The organism is Ihubacter massiliensis (assembly GCF_024125305.1).
Classification (GTDB): domain Bacteria; phylum Bacillota; class Clostridia; order Peptostreptococcales; family Anaerovoracaceae; genus Hominibacterium; species Hominibacterium faecale.
Genome location: NZ_JAMXVH010000001.1, coordinates 2,481,764 through 2,503,720, shown reverse-complemented (window position 1 = coordinate 2,503,720; position 21,957 = coordinate 2,481,764). Strand labels below are relative to the sequence as shown.

The 21,957-nt window shown below is 50.1% G+C and carries 17 protein-coding genes; 16 read left to right on the top strand and 1 reads right to left on the bottom strand.

All coding sequences use genetic code 11. From position 1 onward, the window contains the following. Nucleotides 1-112: 112 nt before the first annotated feature. The 8 genes from NIA71_RS11665 (at nt 113) to NIA71_RS11630 (ending at nt 9,968) form a co-directional block, all read left to right on the top strand. Complete coding sequence (locus tag NIA71_RS11665; RefSeq protein ID WP_148396019.1) at nt 113-319, top strand: hypothetical protein; 207 nt, start codon at nt 113-115, stop codon at nt 317-319. 107 nt (nt 320-426) lie between these two features. Beyond that, complete coding sequence (locus NIA71_RS11660; RefSeq protein ID WP_253020477.1) at nt 427-2,091, top strand: glutamine--tRNA ligase/YqeY domain fusion protein; 1,665 nt, start codon at nt 427-429, stop codon at nt 2,089-2,091. Between the two features lie 10 nt (nt 2,092-2,101). Then, entirely contained in the window at nt 2,102-3,256 is a 1,155-nt protein-coding gene (locus NIA71_RS11655) for an NAD(P)-dependent malic enzyme (protein ID WP_148396021.1), read from the top strand. 654 nt (nt 3,257-3,910) lie between these two features. Further along, complete coding sequence (locus NIA71_RS11650; RefSeq protein WP_253020476.1) at nt 3,911-4,714, top strand: hypothetical protein; 804 nt, start codon at nt 3,911-3,913, stop codon at nt 4,712-4,714. A 415-nt stretch (nt 4,715-5,129) separates the two neighbouring features. Then, nucleotides 5,130-6,110, top strand: a complete 981-nt coding sequence (locus NIA71_RS11645) for an ABC transporter permease (protein WP_148396023.1) — start codon at nt 5,130-5,132, stop codon at nt 6,108-6,110. Then, entirely contained in the window at nt 6,107-6,919 is an 813-nt protein-coding gene (locus tag NIA71_RS11640; protein WP_148396024.1) for an ABC transporter permease, read from the top strand. Before NIA71_RS11645 ends, NIA71_RS11640 begins: the two co-directional genes overlap by 4 nt. A gap of 71 nt (nt 6,920-6,990) precedes the next feature. Beyond that, nucleotides 6,991-8,532: an ABC transporter substrate-binding protein gene (locus tag NIA71_RS11635; protein ID WP_148396025.1), complete on the top strand. Its 1,542-nt coding sequence runs from the start codon at nt 6,991-6,993 to the stop codon at nt 8,530-8,532. Continuing rightward, nucleotides 8,532-9,968 carry an ATP-binding cassette domain-containing protein gene (locus NIA71_RS11630; protein ID WP_253020475.1) on the top strand — a complete coding sequence of 479 codons (1,437 nt, stop codon included), beginning with the start codon at nt 8,532-8,534 and terminating at the stop codon, nt 9,966-9,968. The genes NIA71_RS11635 and NIA71_RS11630 overlap by 1 nt, the downstream gene beginning before the upstream one ends. Nucleotides 9,969-10,236: 268 nt before the next feature. Here the strand turns inward: NIA71_RS11630 and NIA71_RS11625 are convergent, their stop codons facing one another. After that, nucleotides 10,237-11,097 carry a hypothetical protein gene (locus NIA71_RS11625; protein WP_148396027.1) on the bottom strand — a complete coding sequence of 287 codons (861 nt, stop codon included), beginning with the start codon at nt 11,095-11,097 and terminating at the stop codon, nt 10,237-10,239. Between the two features lie 339 nt (nt 11,098-11,436). Here NIA71_RS11625 and plsX point away from each other — a divergent pair, with 339 nt between their 5' ends. The 8 genes from plsX to miaB are packed head-to-tail and all read left to right on the top strand — an operon-like array spanning nt 11,437 to nt 21,946. Then, nucleotides 11,437-12,453, top strand: a complete 1,017-nt coding sequence (plsX, locus tag NIA71_RS11620) for a phosphate acyltransferase PlsX (RefSeq protein ID WP_148396028.1) — start codon at nt 11,437-11,439, stop codon at nt 12,451-12,453. Next, nucleotides 12,443-13,141: a ribonuclease III gene (gene rnc / locus NIA71_RS11615; RefSeq protein ID WP_253020474.1), complete on the top strand. Its 699-nt coding sequence runs from the start codon at nt 12,443-12,445 to the stop codon at nt 13,139-13,141. Before plsX ends, rnc begins: the two co-directional genes overlap by 11 nt. Beyond that, the gene (smc, locus tag NIA71_RS11610; RefSeq protein ID WP_253020473.1) at nt 13,131-16,676 is read left to right on the top strand and encodes a chromosome segregation protein SMC; all 3,546 of its coding nucleotides are present in this window, start codon (nt 13,131-13,133) and stop codon (nt 16,674-16,676) included. The genes rnc and smc overlap by 11 nt, the downstream gene beginning before the upstream one ends. A 36-nt stretch (nt 16,677-16,712) precedes the next feature. Continuing rightward, nucleotides 16,713-17,612 (top strand): signal recognition particle-docking protein FtsY, encoded by a 900-nt coding sequence (gene ftsY, locus NIA71_RS11605; RefSeq protein WP_148396030.1) that lies wholly within the window; start codon nt 16,713-16,715, stop codon nt 17,610-17,612. After that, nucleotides 17,605-18,930 (top strand): ribosome biogenesis GTPase Der, encoded by a 1,326-nt coding sequence (gene der / locus NIA71_RS11600; protein WP_148396031.1) that lies wholly within the window; start codon nt 17,605-17,607, stop codon nt 18,928-18,930. The genes ftsY and der overlap by 8 nt, the downstream gene beginning before the upstream one ends. Beyond that, on the top strand, nt 18,923-19,648 hold the full coding sequence (gene plsY / locus NIA71_RS11595) for a glycerol-3-phosphate 1-O-acyltransferase PlsY (protein WP_253020472.1): 726 nt from the start codon (nt 18,923-18,925) through the stop codon (nt 19,646-19,648). Before der ends, plsY begins: the two co-directional genes overlap by 8 nt. Then, the gene (locus NIA71_RS11590) at nt 19,645-20,640 is read left to right on the top strand and encodes an NAD(P)H-dependent glycerol-3-phosphate dehydrogenase (RefSeq protein WP_253020471.1); all 996 of its coding nucleotides are present in this window, start codon (nt 19,645-19,647) and stop codon (nt 20,638-20,640) included. The genes plsY and NIA71_RS11590 overlap by 4 nt, the downstream gene beginning before the upstream one ends. Beyond that, complete coding sequence (miaB, locus tag NIA71_RS11585) at nt 20,627-21,946, top strand: tRNA (N6-isopentenyl adenosine(37)-C2)-methylthiotransferase MiaB (protein WP_253020470.1); 1,320 nt, start codon at nt 20,627-20,629, stop codon at nt 21,944-21,946. Before NIA71_RS11590 ends, miaB begins: the two co-directional genes overlap by 14 nt. The last annotated feature ends 11 nt before the right edge of the window (nt 21,947-21,957 follow it).

The following is a 21,957-nucleotide window of genomic DNA, read 5'->3' as shown; positions in this document are numbered from 1 at the left end:
TTGACGATCATCAGAATTTCTTAAGATTTTCGTCAAGAAACCGACACATTTGTTGCCTATAATGGAAACCACAAAAGGGAAAACAAGCTGCAAAAGGGAAAGGGGAAAACCTATGAAACAAAAAGCAGTAGCAATGGCGACAGCCTTCACCATGCTTTTAGCAGTGGGTGTTACAGGGCTTGGAAGTGAAGCGCTGCATCAGCATCCAGCTTATTCGAATCAGAACATTCGGCTGGAAGCTCAGCAGACGCCGGCACTTGCGGCGCCGGAGGCGGATACGCTGCTCCTGGCGGCACCAGTCTGGGAAAAAGATAAATAAAATGTAATGGGATGAAAGAAAAAGGAGCTTAGGGGGCTCCTTTTTCATTGCATTTACTACCAAAATTGGGATATAATAAGAAGATATATTTTTAGGAGGAACGAGGAATGGCAGACATCGATAAAAAACAGGCCGCGGCGCCGGACAGCGCATCGAATTTTATCCATAACATCATTGATAAGGATTTGGAAAACCAGAAATACGAAGACCGGGTACATACCCGTTTCCCCCCGGAACCCAACGGGTATCTTCATATTGGACACGCAAAATCCATTTGTCTTAATTTTTCCACCGCGGAGAAATATAACGGTAAATGTAATTTGCGGTATGATGATACCAATCCGGTTAAGGAAGACCTGGAGTATGTGGACGCCATTGAGGAAGATGTTAAATGGCTTGGCTTTCAGTGGGACGAGCGCCTCTGGGCATCTGATTACTTTGATAAAATGTACGAGTTCGCCATCCGTTTAATTAAAAAGGGGAAGGCATTTGTCTGTGATTTGAATGCGGATCAGATTCGAGAATATCGGGGAACGCTGAAAGAGCCGGGCAAAGAGAGTCCATACAGAAATAGAAGCGTAGAAGAAAATCTCAGGCTCTTTGAAGAGATGAAGGAAGGCAAATACGCGGATGGAGAAAAGGTTCTGCGGGCGAAAATCGATATGGCATCGCCCAACATCAATATGCGGGATCCGGTTATTTATCGGATTTCTCATACAGAGCATCATAATACAGGGGGCAAATACTGCATCTATCCCATGTACGACTACGCTCATCCCATAGAGGATGCCATCGAGGGAATCACCCACTCCATCTGCACGCTGGAGTTTGAGGACCATAGACCACTGTACGACTGGGTGCTCCAGGAGCTGGAATGGCAGACTCCTCCCCAGCAGATTGAGTTTGCTCGCTTAAATCTGACCAATACCGTCATGAGTAAACGTCACTTAAAGGCGCTGGTGGACAATGGCGTAGTCGACGGCTGGGACGATCCCAGAATGCCGACGATCGCAGGACTTAGAAGAAGAGGCTATACGCCGGAAGCGATCCGCGATTTCTGTGAACGGATTGGAGTTTCTAAGGCCAACAGCACGGTGGATGTGGCGCTGCTGGAACACTGCGTCCGTGAGGATTTGAAGGCAAAGGTGGAAAGCCGCAATGTGGTGGAGGATCCTATAAAGATTGTGATTACCAATTATCCTGAGGATCAGACCGAGGAGATGGAGATTGAAAACAACCGGGAAGTTCCGGAAATGAGCAGCCGCAAAGTGCCATTCAGCAGGGAGCTGTATGTGGATGGATCCGATTTCATGGAAGAGCCGGTGAAAAAATATTTCCGCCTGTTCCCTGGCAATGAAGTGCGCTTTAAAGGGGCCTATTTTATCACTTGCAACGATGTGATCAAAAACGAGGATGGGACGATTAAGGAACTGCACTGTACCTACGATCCGGCCACCAAGAGCGGCAGCGGTTTTGAAGGCCGCAAGGTGAAAGGAACGATCCATTGGGTTGACGCACGTACTGCGGTCAAGGTAAAGATTCGCAATTACGATTATCTGATGGTGGAAAATGAAGAGGGCGAAACTGTGCTCAATCCCGATTCTCTGACCGAGACTTGGGGGTATGCCGAACCGGCGTTGAGACAAGCCCAGCCGGGAGAGCGGTTTCAATTCTTCAGGCATGGGTACTATATTGCCGACGCTGGGCTGACGACGGAGACGGAAAAGGTATTTAACAAAATCGTGGGACTAAAAAGTTCCTGGAAAAAATAAAGGAGTAAACATGGATTACTATAAAGAATCCCTGAAAATGCACGAAGAGTACAGAGGCAAGATGGAGGTGGCCAGCAAAGTACCGGTAAAAAATAAGGACGACTTATCCACCGCCTATACGCCGGGGGTCGCTGAGCCGTGCCGCAAGATTAACGAAAATCCGGAAGATGTATATAAGTATACCAATAAGAGCAACACCGTAGCGGTGATCAGTGATGGTTCGGCCGTTCTGGGACTGGGTAATATCGGCGGCCTGGCTTCCATTCCGGTCATGGACGGAAAATCCCTGTTGTTTAAAGAATTCGCAGGGATCGATGCGATCCCTATCTGCCTGGAAACACAGGATGTGGAAGAAATCGTCATGATCGCTAAGAATATTGCGCCTACGCTGGGGGGTATTAACCTGGAAGATATAGCAGCGCCCCGCTGTTTTGAAATCGAAAGAAAACTCCAGGAACAGGTGGATATTCCGGTTTTCCACGATGATCAGCATGGTACGGCGGTTGTGGTAACTGCTGCCATATTCAATTCGCTGAAGATTGTCGGAAAAAAGATGGAGGATTTGAAGGTTGTCATCAGCGGTGCGGGAGCGGCGGGAGCGGCGATTGCCAAGATGCTGCTTTCGGTGGGCGCTGGGGATGTGATTGTTTGCGACCGCATCGGACCTTTGGCGAAAAACGATGATCGTTTGACTCCGGCCAAAGAGGAAATTGCCCGCATTACCAACCATAATTTGGTCAACGGGACTTTGGCCGATGCCCTTGAAGGTGCCGATGTGTTTATCGGAGTTTCCGCACCCCGGATCGTGACGGAGGAGATGGTGGCCTCGATGGCGGATGATGCCATTGTGCTGCCCATGTCCAATCCGGAGCCGGAGATCATGCCCGACCTGGCGAAAAAAGCGGGCGCACGGGTAGTGGGCACCGGACGTTCTGATTTTCCCAATCAGATCAATAATGTGCTGGCTTTTCCGGGAATCTTCAAAGGCGCTCTGGCTGCAAGGGCCAAGCGGATTACGGAAGATATGAAGATCGCGGCGGCTCGTGCATTGGCGGATATTATCAATGAAGAGGAGCTGTGCGAAGAATACATAATTCCAAGTGCATTCCATCCAGGGGTTGCTGATGCCATTGCAGAGGCAGTAGCCGCAGCATGGAAGGAATAGAATACGATATTCTCCATTGAGTGCGGCGTTGCCGCAAGGTTGAATATCGTGAAATTTTTTCGTCGTGGCGAAAAAAATATAAGATGTGAAATGTGCAGCAGCCGTGAGGCTGCTGTTTTTTTTGCGGAGGTGTTTGGGCCTGGGCTGAGGCATGCAGCCCAGGGAAATATTGGGAAAGAGTTCGGATATGGCCGGGAAAAAAGTTTGATATTTTGCTGGAATTTACGCAAGTTTCAACGGTTTGCGGCTATGGAAAGCAGCGGAGGCAGGTCGAATCTCTGTCCGAAGCCGGATCGAGGGCCGCAACCCCATTGGAATGCCTAAAAAACGAAATTTATTTTGAAAGTTTTCCGCTTAATGTAGATTTCCTGCTGAGACGAGGCGAGCCTGGTGTGGCCCCATGGCCGGGATAGGTGCTGGTACATAACTTGAAAAAAAGATTAATATTTCGCTGAAATTTACGCAAGTTTCAACGGTTTGCGGCTGTGGAAATCGGCGGGACAGGCAAAATCCCTGCTCGAAGCCGGATCAAGGGTCGCAACTCTATTGGAATGCGTAAAAAGCGAAATTTATTTTATAAGTTTTCCGTAAGGGCTTGCAATATATGTAATATTTATATAAAGTGGAATAAAATTACATGTTCGAGGTGCAACTATGTATAAACAAAGACAGCTTTTGGCGCAAATTAAAGAAGAAGTGGGTAGATATGAGGCTTTAATTCATGATCTGGAATTTCGAAAAGCACAGCTGCCTGACGGAAGCCTGATTTATAAACGGGGCAGCTATTATCGCGCTGTGAAATTCAAGGGAAAAAACAGGCAGATTCTCATTCCGGAAAATTTATCAGAAGCGCAACGCTTAATTGACGAGTTGAAAGAGCGGCGTTACACGAAGAAAGCCCTGCCAGTTTTAAAACGAAATTTAAAACTTCTTCAGCAAGTCATCGAGAGGATGGAACTTTACGATGCGGCCAAAATAGAAGATTCGTTACCATCATACTATAAAGGGCTGAACCATACAGCCTTTCTTTTAAAAGGAGACATTTACCCTGAGCAATGGTCCTCTATACCCTATGACCGCAACTTGTCTCATCCGGATGATTTGCTCTATCAATCGGAGGGCGGGCAGCTTACCCGTTCAAAGGCAGAAGCAGAGATCGCCACGATTCTGGAGCAAAAAGGAATCTTTTTTCGCTATGAGCCAAAGCTGCAGCTGGGTTGGCACTGTTATTATCCGGATTTTTGCGCGGCCCATCCGGTTCACCGAAAACAAATCTATTGGGAACACTTTGGAAAAATGGACGACCCAGCGTATGCGGCAAATACAATGGATAAGCTGCGGGTGTATTCAGAACACGGATATCGATTGGGCGACAACCTGATCGCGACTTGGGAAACAAAAACGGCGCCCCTTACCTTTCAGCATATAAAGGAGCGGGTAGACGTATATCTGTCCTGAGCATAGTTGGGAAAAAAGTTTGATATTTTGCTGGAATTTACGCAGCTTTCAACGGTTTGCGGCTATGGAAAGCAGCGGAGGCAGGCCGAATTCCTGTCCGAAGCCAGATCGAGGGCCGCAACCCCATTGGAATGCGTAAAAAACGAAATTAAATTAAAAAATTTTCCGCTTTTCACAGATTCCGCACTGAGGGAGCCGCACCGCTCCCCCCCCTCCATACCGCTCCCTCAGCCAGCCCAGCACCCCACACCTGGAATAAAACCCAGATTTTTCTTGACACAAGCAAAGCCGATTGGTACAATAACAAAGGATTAAACACAAGAAGTGTTGCGAAATTTAACCACGAAGGTTAGCGCCTGATCAATGCAGGCCCTACTTTTCGTGGATTTTTTATTACATAGGAAAGGGCAACCACATGAAAAACCAAACAGCCATCTACATCTTGAAAAAAATCGGTCAGCTGGCGCTGACCATCCTTGTGCTGTCCATTTTGGTATTTCTAGTATCACGCTTGGCCCCGGGCGATCCGCTGCGGGCTTATTATGGAGAAAGCGTGGAAAAAATGTCCGTCCAGCAGCTGGATCACGCCAGAGAGAGGCTGGGACTGAACGACTCCTTACCGGTCCAGTATATCCGCTGGGCTGCAGATGCGCTGCACGGAGACTTTGGGATTTCCTATATTTATAAACAGCCGGCGGCACAGGTTGTGGCAGATGTCTACCAAAATACACTGCTGCTTGCGGGAGTTTCCTTTCTCCTGATTTTCGTATTGGGACTGCTGCTGGCCATCTTTTGCGTGCGCCATGAGGGACGTGCCGTGGACCGGATGATCTGCAAGATCGGAGTTGCGGCCAACAGCATCCCCGAATTCTTTGTAGCGCTGATTTTAATCCTGCTTTTTTCAGTTACACTGGGAATTCTCCCCCAGAGCGGTGCCCATGCTCTTGGGGGAGGAGAGACCCTGCGCCATTTGGTGCTGCCGGTCAGTGCGATTGTCATATCCCATCTCTGGTATTGCGCCTATTTGATGCGGAATAAATTATCCGACGAAGTTCGGAAAGAATATATTTTGTTGTGTAAGGTGAAGGGGTTGACCCAAAATCAGATCATTTACCGCCATTGTCTGCGGAATATTATGCCTGCGGTCGTCAGCATTATGGCTATTTTTCTGCCCCATCTGCTGGGCGGCGCTTACGTGGTGGAGATGGTCTTTTCCTACCCCGGACTGGGAGAGCTGGGAGTGGAAAGCGCCCAGTACCACGACTACAACATGCTGATGCTGATCAGCCTGATCACCGGGGCGGCTGTAGTCCTGGCCAATATGATTGCCCAGGTGATCAACGAAAAGCTGGATCCGCGGATCAAATACGAAGAAATCAGGGAGGGCCAGTCATGAACAGAAAACTCCCTTACATCTCAATCACGATCCTGGCAGTCATTGCTGCAGGCTGTCTCCTGACGGGCTTGATGCCGGGACAGAACCCTTACTACATGAATACCGAAGCAATCAGCCAGGCACCATCGGCCGCTCACCTTTTCGGAACCGATACACTGGGCCGGGATATTTTCGCCATTATCTGGAATGGAGGCAGACTGTCCCTGGCTATCGGTCTGCTGGCAACCTTGCTGTCCACGGTTACCGCCATCATCTATGGCTGCGTTTCCGGGCTGGCAGGCCCCAGAATCGATGACCTGCTGATGCGCTTTACGGAAATCCTAATGAGCATTCCCCAGATTCTGCTGGTGATCTTTCTGCAGGCCATTTGGGGAGAACCGACGGTCCTATCCATTGGCATTGTGCTGGGCGCCACCGGGTGGATGGCCGTGGCCAAGATGGTTCGCAGCGAGGTACGCCAGATGCGGGATGCGGAATATGTGCTGGCCGCCAGATCCATGGGCGCCGGATTTTTTTATATCCTTTGGCACCATTTGATGCCCAACTTCATGTCTGCCATCATGTTCATGGTCGTGACCAACCTGGGCAGCGCCATTGCTGCCGAAGCAACCCTCAGTTTTCTGGGCCTGGGCCTTCCGACCAGCGTGATTTCCTGGGGAAGCCTGATGTCCCTGTCTCAAAAGGCCATGTTGACCGGTGCCTGGTGGCTGCTGATCATTCCGGGTGTATTTTTAGTGATCACCCTTATCTGCATTACGGAAATCGGAGAATACCTGCGGACAACGGGCAGAAGAGACCGGCTGATTTAACCTGCAGGAAGCAGGTCTTGAAATAGAAAGAGTAGAGGCAAGTTACTTTTGAAAGCGAAGGAGAAAGAAGAATGAAAAAGAAAGTATGTTTACTTTTGGCGTTGATCCTGTCAGTCGGAATTCTGGCGGGATGCGGCGGCAGCGACGATGCAAAAAAAGAAGGCAAAACGCTGGTGTACGGCAGCAGTGACTACACAGCCATTAACCCGGCCCTGTACGAACACGGCGAGATCAACTCCCTGATTTTTCTGGGACTGACCACTCATAACGAAAAGGACGAAGTGGCGCCTGGGGCTGCGGAGAAATGGTCCTTTGACGAAAAAACCAACACCTATACCTTTCAGCTGAGAGAAGGCCTCAAATTCCACGATGGAGAGCCTCTCACCGCTGAGGATGTCAAATTCACCATCGAAGCCATCATGAACCCGGATAACGGGTCGGAAAACGCTTCCAACTTTGAGGATGTCACCAAGGTGGAAGCCGCGGATGATTTGACGGTAAAGATCACCATGAAAGCGCCCAACGTGGCCATGCTCGACTACCTGACCATCGGCATCCTGCCCAAACACTTGCTGGAAGGAAAAGATCTGGCGACGGATGAATTCAACCAAAAGCCGGTCGGCGCTGGACCTTACAAACTGACGGGCTGGGATAAGGGCCAGGCCATCACGCTGGAAAAGAACGACGACTTTTACCTGGGAACGCCCAAGATCGATAAAGTAATCTTCAAAATCGTCGAGGATTCAGATGCCAAGGCCCTCCAGCTTCAATCGGGAGAGCTGGATTTTGCCCAGATCACGCCAAAAGCCATGGAAGAATTCGAAGGAAAAAATGAGTTCAAAGTTTATACCATGAAAACAGCCGATTATCGGGGAATCATGTATAATTTCAATAATCCTTTGTTTAAGAACAACCACGAGCTGCCCAAGGCCCTCAGCTATGCCATTGACCGGGATGCCATCATCAAGAGCGTGCTTTTGGGCCACGGGCAGGCAGCTTATTCGCCGCTGCAGATGGGGCCTTACAACAACAAAGATGTTGAAAAATATGCTTATAACCCGGATAAAGCCAAAGAGCTGCTGGAGAAAGCGGGATGGAAAAAGGACGCTGACGGAATTTATGCGAAAAAAGGACAGAAGCTGGAATTTACCATCAATTGCTCCCAGGGGGACCAAGTTCGCGTGGACATGGCCAACATCTGCGCGCAAAACCTCAATGAAATCGGCGCCAAGGTGGATGTGAAAACGCCGGCGGAAACAGACTGGGCAGGCCAGGAGGCCTTCCTCATCGGCTGGGGAAGCCCCTTTGATCCGGACGATCACACCTACAAAGTATTCGGAACGGATAAGGGCGCCAACTATAACGGATATTCCAACGCCAAGGTTGACAAGCTCCTGCAGCAGGCAAGAGAGAAGGAAGCCGTTGAAGACCGGCTGCCCCTGTACAAGGAATTTCAGACGGAGCTGGCAAAGGACCCGGCCTATACCTTCATCGCTTACATCGATGCCGTTTATGCCGGAAAGGTTGATATAACCGGAATTACAGCGGACACTGTTCTCGGCCACCACGGCGTGGGAATCTTCTGGAATATTTACGACTGGGATATGAAATAATGGACATACTCACCATCAACAACTTAATCGTAGCCTTTGAAACACCTCAGGGAGAGCTGACTGCGGTTAAGGGGGTATCGCTTTCTTTAGCCAAGGGGGAAACCCTGGCACTGGTAGGAGAATCCGGCTGCGGCAAAACCGTTCTCTGCAAGAGCATGTTGAAGATTCTCTGCGAAAGGGGCCGCATCAAGGAAGGGGAGATCCTGCTCTCGGGGCAGGATCTGGTCCCTTTGGAAGAAAAAGAAATGGTCCCCTGCAGGGGCCGTGATGTGGCCATGATTTTCCAGGATCCCATGAGCTCCCTCGATCCCACCATGCCAGTGGGCCGGCAGATCGCCGAAGCAGCCGCCGGGCGGACCGACGATCCCAAAGCACGGGCCCTGGAGCTGATGCGCCTGGTGGAAATCGATCATCCCCGGCAGCGCTATGAACAGATGCCCCATCATTTCTCCGGGGGCATGCGACAGAGAATTGCCATCGCCATTGCCCTGGCAGGCGATCCCCAAATTCTGCTGGCCGACGAACCTACCACTGCTCTGGATGAAGATACCCAGAAGCAGATTTTAAAGCTGCTGGCAAAGATCGATATTGCGACAATTTTTATCACCCACGACTTGAGCCTGGTTGAGGATATCGCCGACCGGGTAGCGATCATGAAAGACGGCAGAATCGTCGAGACCGGATCGGTTCGCCAAGTGTTCGATGCGCCCGGCCATCCCTATACAAAAAAACTGTTGGGATATTTGGATTATGGAAAGGGGCGGGGACACGACCACAAGCACAAACAGCAGCGCTTCGATACGCCTTTGGTGGAAGTGCGCAACTTAAAAAAAAGCTTTTCCCTGGACAGGCATTCGATTCATAATGCGCTGGAGGATTTTTCGCTGGATATTTATAAAGGAGAAATTTTGGGCTTAATCGGACCCTCCGGATGCGGAAAGTCCACTTTGGCCAGATGCCTGATGGGAATTTACCCGCCGACTTCGGGGCAAATCCGCTTCTTTAATGAGAAGAAAAGCAAGAATTGGAAGCAGATGATTTTTCAGGATTCGGATTCCGCTTTCAATTCCCGGATGACCATCCGCCAGATTATCGGCGAACCGCTGCGCATAGCGGAAAAACGAACGCCCGACCGGCAGCGCATCGCTGAGCTGATGGAACAGGTGGAGCTTGATCCTGCATTAATGGACCGGCGGCCTTATGATGTTTCCGGGGGGCAAAGACAGCGCGCCGCCATCGCCCGGGCAATCAGCGTTGACCCGGAATTCATCATCGCCGATGAACCCATCTCATCGCTGGATATTTCCACCCAGGCGCAGATTGTCCACCTCTTCCGGCGGCTTCAGGAAGAACGAAACCTGACTATTTTGTTGATCGCCCACGACCTGCCCATGGTAGGTCATGTCAGCGACCGTATCGTGAAAATGGGGGAATGAGGTGCGGCTAGCCGCCCTGTTTCCCTGCCGTATGGGGCCACACCAGCTTTGGACAAAAATGGGAAAAAATCTCACGTAAAATGCAAGTTTTACGCAATTTTCAACGATTGTGCCCTCTGCAACTGGTGTGAAAGCAGTTTTTTCATGCTTCTGGCTGCGATCAAGCCACGCAAACCCACTGCTTTGTGTAAAAAACAAAAAGTTTCTCAAAAGTTTTCCGGATCGATCTGAATCCACTACATCAACCTTGGCAGCAGCACCACCATCGCTAGAGTGCTCGGATTTCTTCGAGGCTCAATTTTGTCAACTGCTCAATTTCTTCCAGCGGTCTGCCCAGTTTTTTCATCTCAAGCGCCATTTCTCTTCTTGCTTCGGCTCGCCCTTCGGCCAGACCGTCTTTGTGGCCAGTTCGATAGCCATCTTTCTCACGGATGGTCTCACATTCCTCTCTGGTCAGTTCTTCATATAACAAACTCATAACCTCACCACCATTTCTTTTCAGGAAATCCTGCAGGACCCCTTCCTTGACGCAGGCCCTCACGGCCTCCTCGATGGCTGCCTTCAGGTCATCCATGTGCTTTTGGTTCTCCCGCACGATGTGGATGAACCGGCTGTACTCAGCAAGGGTTTTGCATTGAGACAAAACCTCCGCTCCCTGTTCGTAATTCACATTGATGACTTTCACCACTGCCTCTAAGGCTATTTTATCACATTTCGTGAAAAACGCATCAGAAAGTTTCAGCTCCTGCTCCAAAGGCGCATCCTCTATGCCATTGTAAAAAACATATAGCTCCGGTACAGGAATCCTGACCAGATGTTTGCTGTAAATGGCCTTGGAAAAATAGAGCTTTTCGTATTCTTTTGCAATATATACTAGCATGCGCAGAGGCATGTTTGGATTGATCGTAGCCTGGTGTTCGATCAAAATGATGAGGCGGCCTTCGATGATAAAGGCCAAATCGTTCTTTCGGTCCCCGAAGATAGCTTCTTCCAGAGTGACAATTTCAATTTTCGTATCCTTTGCATAGTGCCGCCCGGAAAGGGCACTATAAAGCTCCAGGAGTTTTTCTCTGTCATCAAAAAGCTTTCGAAATACGCTGTCTTTGTATGTATGTTTTGGTTTTGCCATGGTTATGAATCGCCCCCTCTTTTTGGATTCGTTAAATGTTTGCGAATGATTCATGAAACAGCTGATGGAATATAAATCTTTAAAAAGAAAAATATGGTATATTACATATAAAATGCAAATAAATGTCAATAAAATCTGTGGAGGTTTTCGTATAAATCTGTTCGTCTTGCCTGAATAGAAATGGCAGCCTTTAAAGACCCGCCGAGGGGCTTAAAGCACGGATCACTTTCCAAGCAGTTTGCAAATTTCACCCTTTTGTGATATCATCTATTCTGTATCTTTATGTTCTGACCGAGTTTCATAAGAATACGGACAAAATGTTGATTGGAGGAATCACAAGTGAAAATCGTACTCGACGGCATGGGCGGCGATAACGCGCCTTTTGAAATCGTAAAGGGAGCAGTAGAAGCATCCAAAGAGACAGAATACCAGATCTGCATCGTAGGAAAAGAAGATCAAATCAAGGCAGAACTGGAAAACTATAAATATGATCCGGAAAAAATCAAAATTGTGCACGCAGAAGAAGTGATCACCAATGAAGACAGTCCGGTGAAAGCGATCAAGCGGAAAAAAGAATCCTCCATGGTCAAAGGACTGACCATGGTCAAAGAAGGCGAAGGCGACCTCTTTGTTTCCGCCGGGAACACGGGCGCGCTGGTGGTGGGCAGCAGAATGATACTTGGCCGGATCAACGGCATCGACCGTCCGGCGCTGGCCAGCATCTACCCGGTTCTTGGCGAAAAAGCCTGCCTGCTGGTGGACGCTGGGGCAAGTTCGGAAGCCAAGCCGCATAATTTACTAGAATACGGAACAATGGGCAGTATATATGTAGAGAAGGTACTCGGCCGCCCCCAGCCGAAAGTGGGACTGGTCAACCTGGGCGTTGAAGAAGGAAAAGGAACCACGGTTACTAAGGCAGCCTTCAAGCAGCTGTCCCAGGCGCCCATCAACTTCATCGGAAATGTAGAAGCCAGGGAAGTGCCGGCCGGAGCCTGCGACGTCATCGTCTGCGACGGCTTTGTGGGAAACGTCATCTTAAAACTGACGGAAGGGCTGGCGTGGAGCATCCTCAAGCTGCTTAAGAAAAAATTCCTGGACGGACTCAAAGCCAAGATCGGGGCGCTGTTCCTGAAAGACAAGCTGGGAGAGCTGAAAAACGAATTCGACTACTCCGAATACGGCGGAGCGCCCATTTTAGGAGTAGAAGGGCCGGTTGTAAAGATGCACGGATCTTCCAATGCAAAGGCGGTCAAGAATACCATTCTCAAAGGCATTCCTTATGCCCAGGAAGGGGTCGTAGACATCATAAAGAATGCAATAACAGACTTAGAGGAGATTATTGCCAGTGAACAATAGCGCACAGTTTCAACAAATGATTGGATATACATTTGAGGATATACACCTCCTTGATAAAGCGCTGACCCACAGCTCTTATGTCAAGGAAACAGGACAGAGCCGCCTTTGCGACAACGAAAGGCTGGAGTTTCTCGGCGACGCGTTTTTAGACGCAATCATCGGCGAAGAGCTTTATCGCAGGCTGCCAAAGGCAGAAGAAGGCAAGCTGACAAAAACCAGGGCTTCCATCGTTTGCGAAAAATCCCTCGCTGCCGTAGGAAGAAAGCTTTCCATCGGGGAGCACATGCTCTTCAGCAGAGGGGAAGAAAAGAGCGGCGGCCGGGACAGAGACTCCATTTTGGCCGACGGAATGGAGGCGGTGATCGGTGCCATCTATCTGGACGGCGGATACGAACAAGTCCGACGATTTGTAGTGGACATCTTTCAAGAAGACTTGCAGGCCGCAGGCAAAGGCAAGCTGACCAACCAGGACTATAAATCGGAAGTGCAGGAACAGCTTCAGGCTAAGGGCATTTTGGACATGCACTATGTGCTGGAAAAAGAAGAAGGCCCAGACCACAATAAAGTCTTTTCCGTAAGGCTGGAAGTTTTAGGGGAACCAGTCGGCTACGGCCAGGGAAAGAGCAAAAAGCTGGCGGAGCAGAATGCGGCAAGGGATGCAATGGAAAGGGGTATCGATGTACTTTAAGCGGATTGAAATGCACGGGTTCAAGTCCTTTGCGGAACCGGTGACAATTGAATTCCACAGAGGGATCACCTGCGTGATCGGTCCCAACGGCAGCGGCAAGAGCAACATCAGCGATGCCATCCGCTGGGTACTGGGAGAACAGAGTCCGAAAATGCTGCGGGGAGGCAAGATGGAAGAAGTGATTTTTTCCGGCACAGCCAACCGCAAATCCAGGGGGATGGCAGAAGTAACGCTGGTCATCGACAATGAAGCGGGAATCCTTCCCATCGACTACAATGAAGTGGCCATCACCAGAAGGATGTTCCGCTCGGGAGAAAGCGAATATTCCATCAATAACAACCAATGCAGGCTCCGCGATATCCGTGAGCTGATTATGGATACGGGCATTGGCGTCGATGGGTATTCCCTCATAGGACAGGGTAAGATTTCCGACATTGTCAGTAATAAAACGGAAAGCCGCCGGGAAATCTTTGAGGAAGCCGCCGGAATCGTTATGTACCGGACAAAGAAGGCGGAATCAGAACGAAAACTCAGCGGTGCGGCCGCCAACCTGGAGCGGGTCAATGACATTATCGGAGAGATCGAAGGCAGAATCGACCATCTTCGTGAAGACAGCATCAAGGCTAAGGAATATATTGAGCTTAGAGATAAGAATAAAGAACTGGAAATTAACATAACTCTGAAAAATATCGAAAGTCTGGAATTGAAAAACGAGTACATAAAAGACGATATTGCAGAGCTGAAAAATAAATTGGATGAAAGCCGTGACACAAGAGAAGCCATGGCCCGTCAGCTGGCGGAAAACAAGCAGAAGAGCGAGCATCTGGAGGGTTTGATCACAGAGGGCAGAGAAAAGCTGATGCAAAGCATTGAGGAGATTAACCGCCTGGTCAACCAGGGGCAGATTGCCGGCGAACGGATTAGCACGATCAAAACCAACACCGAAAGACTGACCGATGAGATTGGGACCCTGGAAGAAAAGCTGGAAAAAGAACGGCAGCACGCCGAAGAACTGCATCGCAGCAAAGCGCAGGCAGACCGGGAGCTGGAACAAGTGAACCGGGCTCTGCAGGAAAAGATTCAAGCCCGCGCAGCCCTGACCGATCAGATATCCCAGGCCGATTCCCTGGCGGACCAATACAAGGAAGAGATCTTCCGCGCCCATAGCGCCATCGGATCGCACAAGGCGGAAATCAGCAGCCTGGAAAATCTGAGGGAAACCCTACAGCGGCGCCGGACCCAGATTCAGGCAGAAAAAAGCAGCGGCGAGGATACCAATCGGGATACCCTGGATGCGCTGAACAAACTCCGGGCGGACAAGGTTAAGCTGGAAGAAGAACAGAGCCAGACAAAACAGGAACTGGCACAGAAAACAGATAAGTACAATCTGAGCCTGAGGAAAGAACAGGAACAAAAGAGAGCGCTGGAAGAACTGCGCATCTCCATCGGGCAGCTGTCCTCCAGAAAAAAGACCATTGAAGAAATGGAAAGCAACTATGAGGGCTATAATTATGCGGTAAGGTTTATCATGCGGTCGGGATTGGCCGGCATTCTTGGAACGGTGGCCGAACTGATTTCCGTGCCCAAAGGGTTTGAAACAGCCATCGAGACCGCCCTGGGAGCAGCCATGCAGAATATCGTCTGCGAGGATGACCAGAGCGCCCAGAAAGCCATCGCCCGCTTAAAAGAAAACAAGGCAGGAAGACTGACCTTCCTTCCCATCTCATCCATTCGCGCAAACCGGGGAAACTATGACCGCAGGCTGGAGCAGGAACCGGGATTTCAAGGCTTTGGAACCGACTGCATTCAGTTCGACCGGCGCTATCAGACGGTCATGGAGTACCTTTTGGGCCGGGTAGTCATTGTGGATACCATGGACCATGCGGTAAAGCTTTCGAAAAAAGCGGCGGGGCTTCGCTTCGTTACATTGGAAGGCGAAATCATCAACGCCGGCGGCGCCATCACCGGCGGAAGATATAAAAATAAAACTGCCAATCTTTTGGAAAGAAAGGCGGAGGTGGCGGACCTGGCCAAACAGCTGGAAACCGCCGGACAAGAAAAGACAAACGGCATCGACCATCTGTCCCGCCTTAAGGAAGAAATCGAAGGTTTTCAAGCCGAAATCGCTGACCTGGAGCAGATCGCAAGGAAGCTGGAGATGAATATCTTCAGCATAGAAAACGAACTGGCTGTCACAGAAAGTGCGCTCAATGACTTTAAGACCAACAGCGGCAAATGGGAAAAGGAGCTGGAAAATATCCGCAGCGAACAGGAATCATCCCAGAAGATGATCCGCCAGCTGGAGGAGAAAATTTGCACTGAAGAAAAGACCATGGCTGAAAAGGAATTGCTGGCGGAAGAACAGCTCCGTTTATCCGACCAAAAGAGTGAACAGCTTTCAAATATCAATGAAGCCATCACAGCCGCCAGGATTGAGGCCGGAGCCTGCGAAAGCAAAAAAGCAGGCGCAGACGATCTGGCGCGGCGGGTAAATGCGACGATTGGCGAGCTGGAGCAGGAAAAGCAGCAAAAGGAGCAGCAGATCGCCGCCTTGACTGCGGAAAAAAACAGCCTCAGCTGCGGCCATACCGACCTTGAGGCAGACGTAAAAGAAAAGGAAGAAGCAAAAGAAAACCTGGAAACCTATCTGGAAGAACTGAACCAGGAGCGGGGAGAAGCCGCTTCCAAGGCAGACAAGCTGGCTATGGAAAAGGAAGAGCTGGATCACCAGGTGAACGCTTTGCAGGACCAGAAATACGAGCTGGAAATCAAAGAGGCCAAAAACCAGACCCAGCTGGATTCATACAAAGAAAAGCTGTGGGAGGATTTTGAAGTTTCCTACATCCAGGCCATGGAATTCAAAAAGCAGGATTTTGTCATGTCCGCCGCTGTCAAAGAAAACCGGCAGATCAAAAGCAGAATCAAAGAGCTGGGCGAAGTGAATATCGGCGCCATCGCTGAATACGAAACGGTCAGCGAACGCTACGAGTTCCTCACTTCTCAGCGGGCCGATATTCTGGAAGCCATGAACAGCCTGAGCGGCATCATCGAGGATATGGACCGGACCATCAAGGCCAGATTCAAAGAGAGCTTTGACCAGGTGGTCGTCAACTTCGAAAAGGTCTTTGCCGATCTCTTCGGAGGGGGCCACGCCGAACTGCGGCTGGATGACGAGAACAACCCTCTTGAATCGGGCATCGATATCATCGCCCAGCCTCCGGGCAAAAAGCTGCAGAATATCAATCTGCTCTCCGGAGGAGAAAAGACCATGACGGCCATTGCCCTCATGTTCGCGGTGCTCAAGACCAAGCCCACGCCCTTCTGCATTCTGGACGAAGTAGAAGCGGCGCTGGACGATGCCAACATCGAGCGCTTTGCCAGATATTTAAAGACCTTTGAAGATATCCAGTTTACCCTGGTCACCCACCAGAAAGCGACCATGGAGCACGCGGATGTCCTCTACGGCGTCACCATGCCCGAACAGGGAATATCCAAAGTGCTCTCCCTCAACATGGGAGACGATTTTGCGGTTTGATACCCACCAAGTTATAGATAGAAGGAGATAGAGATTATGGCTTTTGAAAAAAAGAAAAAAGGTTTTTTCGGACGCTTGTCGGAACGAATCGGAGACGTGATCCTGGCAAGGCCGACCATTGATGAAGATTTTCTGGACGAATTGGAAGAAATTCTGATCACATCGGATATTGGAATGGAAACAACGATGACCATCATCGAGCGCCTTAGAAGCGATATAAAGCATGAATATTTGAGAGAACCACAGCAGGTAAAAGATCAGCTGAAGAAGATCATAGCCGAGCTGATCGACAAAGGCGAGAGACACCAGCTCTGCCAGGAAACGCCCCTGATCATTCTCATGATCGGAATCAACGGCGGCGGAAAGACAACCTCCATCGGAAAGATCGCCCATAAGTGCAAGATGGAAGGCAAATCGGTGATGCTGGCGGCAGCGGATACCTTTCGCGCGGCAGCCAGCGAACAGCTGGTCATCTGGGGCGAGCGGGTCGGTGTCAACGTGATCCGCCACCAGGAAGGGGCGGACCCTTCGGCAGTCATCTTCGATGCCATCCAATCGGCCAAGGCCAAAGGCATCGACGTCCTCATCTGCGACACGGCCGGCCGGCTGCAGAATAAGAAAAATCTCATGGACGAGCTGACCAAAATGAACAGGATCATTGATCGGGAATATCCGGAGGCCGCGAGGGAGAATTTGCTGGTCCTGGATGCGACCACCGGCAAAAACGCCGTGTCCCAGGCCAAAGAATTCAATGAAAGCGCCGACATCACCGGAATTGTTCTCACCAAGCTGGATGGTACGGCCAAAGGCGGGATCGTCATTACCATAGCCGATGAGTTTGATATGGCAGTCAAATATATTGGCGTCGGCGAAGGGATGGAGGATTTAAAAGCCTTTGATCCGGCCGAATTTGCAGGAGGAATTTTTGATGAGTAAACCAATTGTTGCCGTCGTAGGAAGGCCCAATGTGGGCAAGTCCACATTTTTTAATAAAGTCGTGGGCAGAAGAGTAGCCATTGTAGAAGATACGCCGGGGGTGACCCGGGACCGGATCTATGCGGAAGCAGAATGGAACGGCGTTCATTTTGCGCTCATCGATACCGGCGGCATCGAGCCGGACAGCAAAGACATCATCCTATCTCAGATGCGGGAACAGGCGGAGGTGGCCATCGGTACCGCCGATGTCATTCTCTTCATGGTGGACGGAAAAGATGGCTTGACCGCAGCTGACCGGGAAGTGGCGATGATGCTGATGCGCACCGGTAAAAAGGTAATTCTGGTGGTCAACAAAGTGGATAAGCCTACAGTGCCCGACGATTTTTACGATTTTTATGAACTGGGATTGGGTGAGCCTATCCCCATCTCTGCCGCCAACATGCTCAATTTGGGAGATCTGTTGGATGAAATCGTGCAAAGCTTTCCGCCGGGAGCGGGAACGGAGGAGGAAGACCAAATTAAAATTGCTGTCATCGGCAAGCCCAATGTGGGCAAATCTTCCCTGATCAATGAGCTGCTGGGCGAAAAGCGGGTGATCGTTTCGCCTATTGCCGGAACAACCAGAGATTCCATCGATACGCCCTTTGAACAGGACGGGGAAAAATACCTGCTCATCGATACGGCGGGAATTCGCAGAAAGAGCAAGGTTAATGAAGATATCGAACGCTTCAGCGTGATCCGCGCCGTAGCTGCCGTGGAGCGGTGCGACGTTTGTCTTTTGATGATCGATGCGGCGGAAGGCATCACCGAGCAGGACAAAAAGATCGCCGGTGTGGCCCACGAAGCCGGCAAAGGAATCGTAATCGTGGTCAACAAGTGGGATTTGGTGGAAAAGGATTCCAACACCATGAAGCATTTCCGCCAGGAGATCGCCAAAGAACTGACCTTCATGTCCTATGCGCCGTCGATTTTCATTTCCGTATTGGAAAAACAGCGGATCCAAAAGGTCCTGCAGACCGCTAAAGCGGTGGCTGAAAATCGCGCCATGCGCATCTCCACAGGCCAGCTCAACAGCTTGATTACCGATGCAACCATGATGAAACAGCCGCCTTCCGATAAGGGCAAAAGATTAAAAATTTATTACGTTACGCAAGTTGGGGTGAAACCGCCGCTGTTTTCGTTTAAAATAAACTCTAGAGAACTGATGCATTTTTCCTATGCCAGGTACCTGGAGAATAAAATTCGGGAAGGCTTCGGCTTTGAAGGTACTTCCATAAAATTCGTATTCAGAGAAAAAGGTGAAAGGGAAGATGAATAGTATAGGAATCATAGGCGGGGCTGATGGGCCCACAGCCATCTATGTGACCGGGGATACCGGGATTGCAGGAGAAATGCTCAACCTATGCGGAGGCGTTGATAAAACGGCTCTGTGGATGTATATCGGAATCATGGTTGCGATCGTGATTGCTGCGTATTTTGTAGGAAACATCTCGCCGTCCACGATTTTAGCGAAGAAGCATGGAATCGATATTAAGAAAGAAGGAAGCGGCAATGCGGGTACGACCAACGCCCTGCGGGTGATGGGGAAAAAAGCCGGGGCTGTGACCCTAGTAGTGGACGTACTCAAGGGGCTTCTTTCCGTGGTCATCGCGGGACTTCTCTGCGGACAGGGCTGCGCCATGCTATGCGTCATCGCCGTCATGCTGGGACATATCTGGCCGATTTTATACAAATTCAAAGGCGGAAAAGGTGTTGCTACCTGTTTTGGCGCCGTGGCGGGACTCAATATCCTGGTTGCCCTCTGCGCCCTGGGCGTGCTGGTACTGGGCGTATTGATATCCAAGAGGATGTCGGTGGGGTCCATGTTAGCGGCATTGTCCTTTCCCGTTTTCTGCTGGTTCCTGGAACCGGATTTCATATTTCTGGCATGCGTGCTGGCGCTGGTGATCATCATCAAACACCGGGCAAATATCGCACGGCTGCTGCACGGCCAAGAGCCGAAGTTGAGTTTTTTTGACAAGGAGAGAAAAAAATGAAAAAGATAGGCGTAATCGGAGCAGGAAGCTGGGGAACAGCCCTAGCGCTGACCTTAAGCGGCAAGGGATATCAGGTAACAATCTGGGATGTGAACCCGGAACACCTTTCCGAACTGGAAAAAAACAGAGAAAATGTCCGCTACCTGCCGGATATTAAATTTAATGACAATATGAAAATTGGGAAAACGGCGGAGGAAGTCTTGCAGGATGCCGATGTGGTTTTATTTTCGGCGCCGGCTCAGCATTTCCGCAGTGCGCTGAAAACCGCTCTCCCTTATCTGAAGCCGAATATGATTCTGGTCAATGTGGCCAAAGGCATCGAGCAGAAAACCCTGCTGCGCATGTCAGAGATCGCTTTTGAAACCCTGCCCCAGGCCAAATACGTTACCCTGTCTGGACCTTCCCATGCAGAGGAAGTGGGAAAAAACCTGCCCACAACCGTGGCAGTGGCGTCCCCTGATCTGAAGCTGGCAGAAGAGGTGCAGGATATCTTTATGACCGAACGCTTTCGCGTTTACACCACTGAAGACATTATTGGCGTTGAGCTGGGCGGCGCACTGAAGAATATCATTGCCTTGGGAGCAGGAATTTCCGACGGTATGGGATTCGGAGACAATGCCAAGGCCGCGCTCATGACCAGAGGACTGGCTGAGATCAAACGGCTGGGGGTAAAGCTGGGAGCCGATCCTGCTACCTTTGCCGGATTGACCGGGGTGGGCGATTTGATCGTTACCTGCACCAGCATGCATTCCAGGAATCGGCGCTGCGGAATCATGATCGGCGAGGGAATGGCGCCGGAAGCTGCTATCGAGAAAGTCGGCATGGTTGTGGAAGGCATGTATACGACTGAGGCAGCCTACGGACTGTCCCAGCGGGAAGGGATCGAAATGCCCATTACCCAGCAGCTCTACGAAGTCATCAATGGCAGGGCCGATGCTAGAACCGCGGTGGAAATCCTCATGGGGAGAGACAAAAAACATGAACAGGCCTAAGACCTATCACATTACTACCTTTGGCTGCCAGATGAACGAACACGATTCGGAAACCATTGCCGGCATGCTTGCTGAAATGGGCTTTTGCGAAAGCCCGGGCCGGGATGATGCTGACGTGGCGATCATCAATACCTGCAGCGTTCGTGAAAATGCGGACAAACGGTTTTTCGGGACCTTGGGACAGCTGAAGAAAAAAAAGATAGCCAACCCGGAATTTACGGTATGTGTATGCGGCTGTATGATGCAGCAGCAGCATATTATCGACAGTATTAAGACAAAATATCCTTGGGTGGATATTATTTTCGGCACCCACAATATCCATCAGTTTCCGGAGCTTTTAAAGAGCGTCATCAGTGAAAAGGAAAAGATCGTCGACGTCTGGGAGGACGGCGGCGAGATCGTGGAAGGGCTGCCGGCCAAGCGTCTTTATAAACATAAAGCGTTTGTCAACATTATGTATGGGTGCAACAATTTTTGTACCTACTGCATCGTCCCTTACACCAGAGGAAGGGAGCGAAGCCGCCGCCCTCAGGATATCATAGACGAGGTAAAGCGCCTTACGGCCGACGGGGTGCGGGAGATTACACTTTTGGGGCAAAATGTCAATTCCTATCGGGGAGATGAGAATACGGACTTTGCTGATTTGATCTACCTGCTCAATGAGGTGGAGGGACTTGAGCGGATTCGGTTTATGACTTCCCATCCCAAAGACTTGTCGGACAAATTAATCCAGGCATATGTGGATTGCCCCAAGCTGTGCAATTATATTCATCTGCCGGTGCAGTCGGGCAGCAGCGCAGTGCTGGCGCGCATGAACCGCAAATACACCAAAGAGGATTATCTCGCACTGATCGCAAAACTAAAAAAAGCGGTTCCTGACATTACCATCAGTACGGATATTATTGTCGGGTTTCCGGGGGAAACGGAAGCGGATTTTGAAGAGACGCTGGACTTAGTTCGCAGGGTCAGATACGATTCGGCATTCACATTTCTCTATTCTATCCGCAAGGGGACGCCGGCGGAAGAATATGAGGATCAAATTCCTGAAGATGTGAAACATCAAAGGTTTAACCGACTGGTGGAAACGGTCAATTCCATATCCGCGGAAAAGAATTCCGCATATGTGGGAAAGACAGAAAAGGTTCTGGTGGAAGGTATCAGTAAGACTAGCGATCAGACGTATACGGGGAGAACGGAAGGTTTTAAATTGATCAACTTTTCGGGAACGCCGGACCTGACGGGGAAGATCGTTGATGTAAAAGTTACGGAAGGAAAGACATTCAGCCTGGAGGGCGAAGTCTTGTAAACAGCATAAGG

Coding starts and splice junctions, on each gene's coding strand:
- NIA71_RS11665 (WP_148396019.1), top strand. CDS start 113: ATGAAACAAAAAGCAGTAGCAATGGCGACAGCCTTCACCATGCTTTTA.
- NIA71_RS11660 (WP_253020477.1), top strand. CDS start 427: ATGGCAGACATCGATAAAAAACAGGCCGCGGCGCCGGACAGCGCATCG.
- NIA71_RS11655 (WP_148396021.1), top strand. CDS start 2,102: ATGGATTACTATAAAGAATCCCTGAAAATGCACGAAGAGTACAGAGGC.
- NIA71_RS11650 (WP_253020476.1), top strand. CDS start 3,911: ATGTATAAACAAAGACAGCTTTTGGCGCAAATTAAAGAAGAAGTGGGT.
- NIA71_RS11645 (WP_148396023.1), top strand. CDS start 5,130: ATGAAAAACCAAACAGCCATCTACATCTTGAAAAAAATCGGTCAGCTG.
- NIA71_RS11640 (WP_148396024.1), top strand. CDS start 6,107: ATGAACAGAAAACTCCCTTACATCTCAATCACGATCCTGGCAGTCATT.
- NIA71_RS11635 (WP_148396025.1), top strand. CDS start 6,991: ATGAAAAAGAAAGTATGTTTACTTTTGGCGTTGATCCTGTCAGTCGGA.
- NIA71_RS11630 (WP_253020475.1), top strand. CDS start 8,532: ATGGACATACTCACCATCAACAACTTAATCGTAGCCTTTGAAACACCT.
- NIA71_RS11625 (WP_148396027.1), bottom strand. CDS start 11,097: ATGGCAAAACCAAAACATACATACAAAGACAGCGTATTTCGAAAGCTT.
- smc (WP_253020473.1), top strand. CDS start 13,131: ATGTACTTTAAGCGGATTGAAATGCACGGGTTCAAGTCCTTTGCGGAA.
- ftsY (WP_148396030.1), top strand. CDS start 16,713: ATGGCTTTTGAAAAAAAGAAAAAAGGTTTTTTCGGACGCTTGTCGGAA.
- der (WP_148396031.1), top strand. CDS start 17,605: ATGAGTAAACCAATTGTTGCCGTCGTAGGAAGGCCCAATGTGGGCAAG.
- plsY (WP_253020472.1), top strand. CDS start 18,923: ATGAATAGTATAGGAATCATAGGCGGGGCTGATGGGCCCACAGCCATC.
- NIA71_RS11590 (WP_253020471.1), top strand. CDS start 19,645: ATGAAAAAGATAGGCGTAATCGGAGCAGGAAGCTGGGGAACAGCCCTA.
- miaB (WP_253020470.1), top strand. CDS start 20,627: ATGAACAGGCCTAAGACCTATCACATTACTACCTTTGGCTGCCAGATG.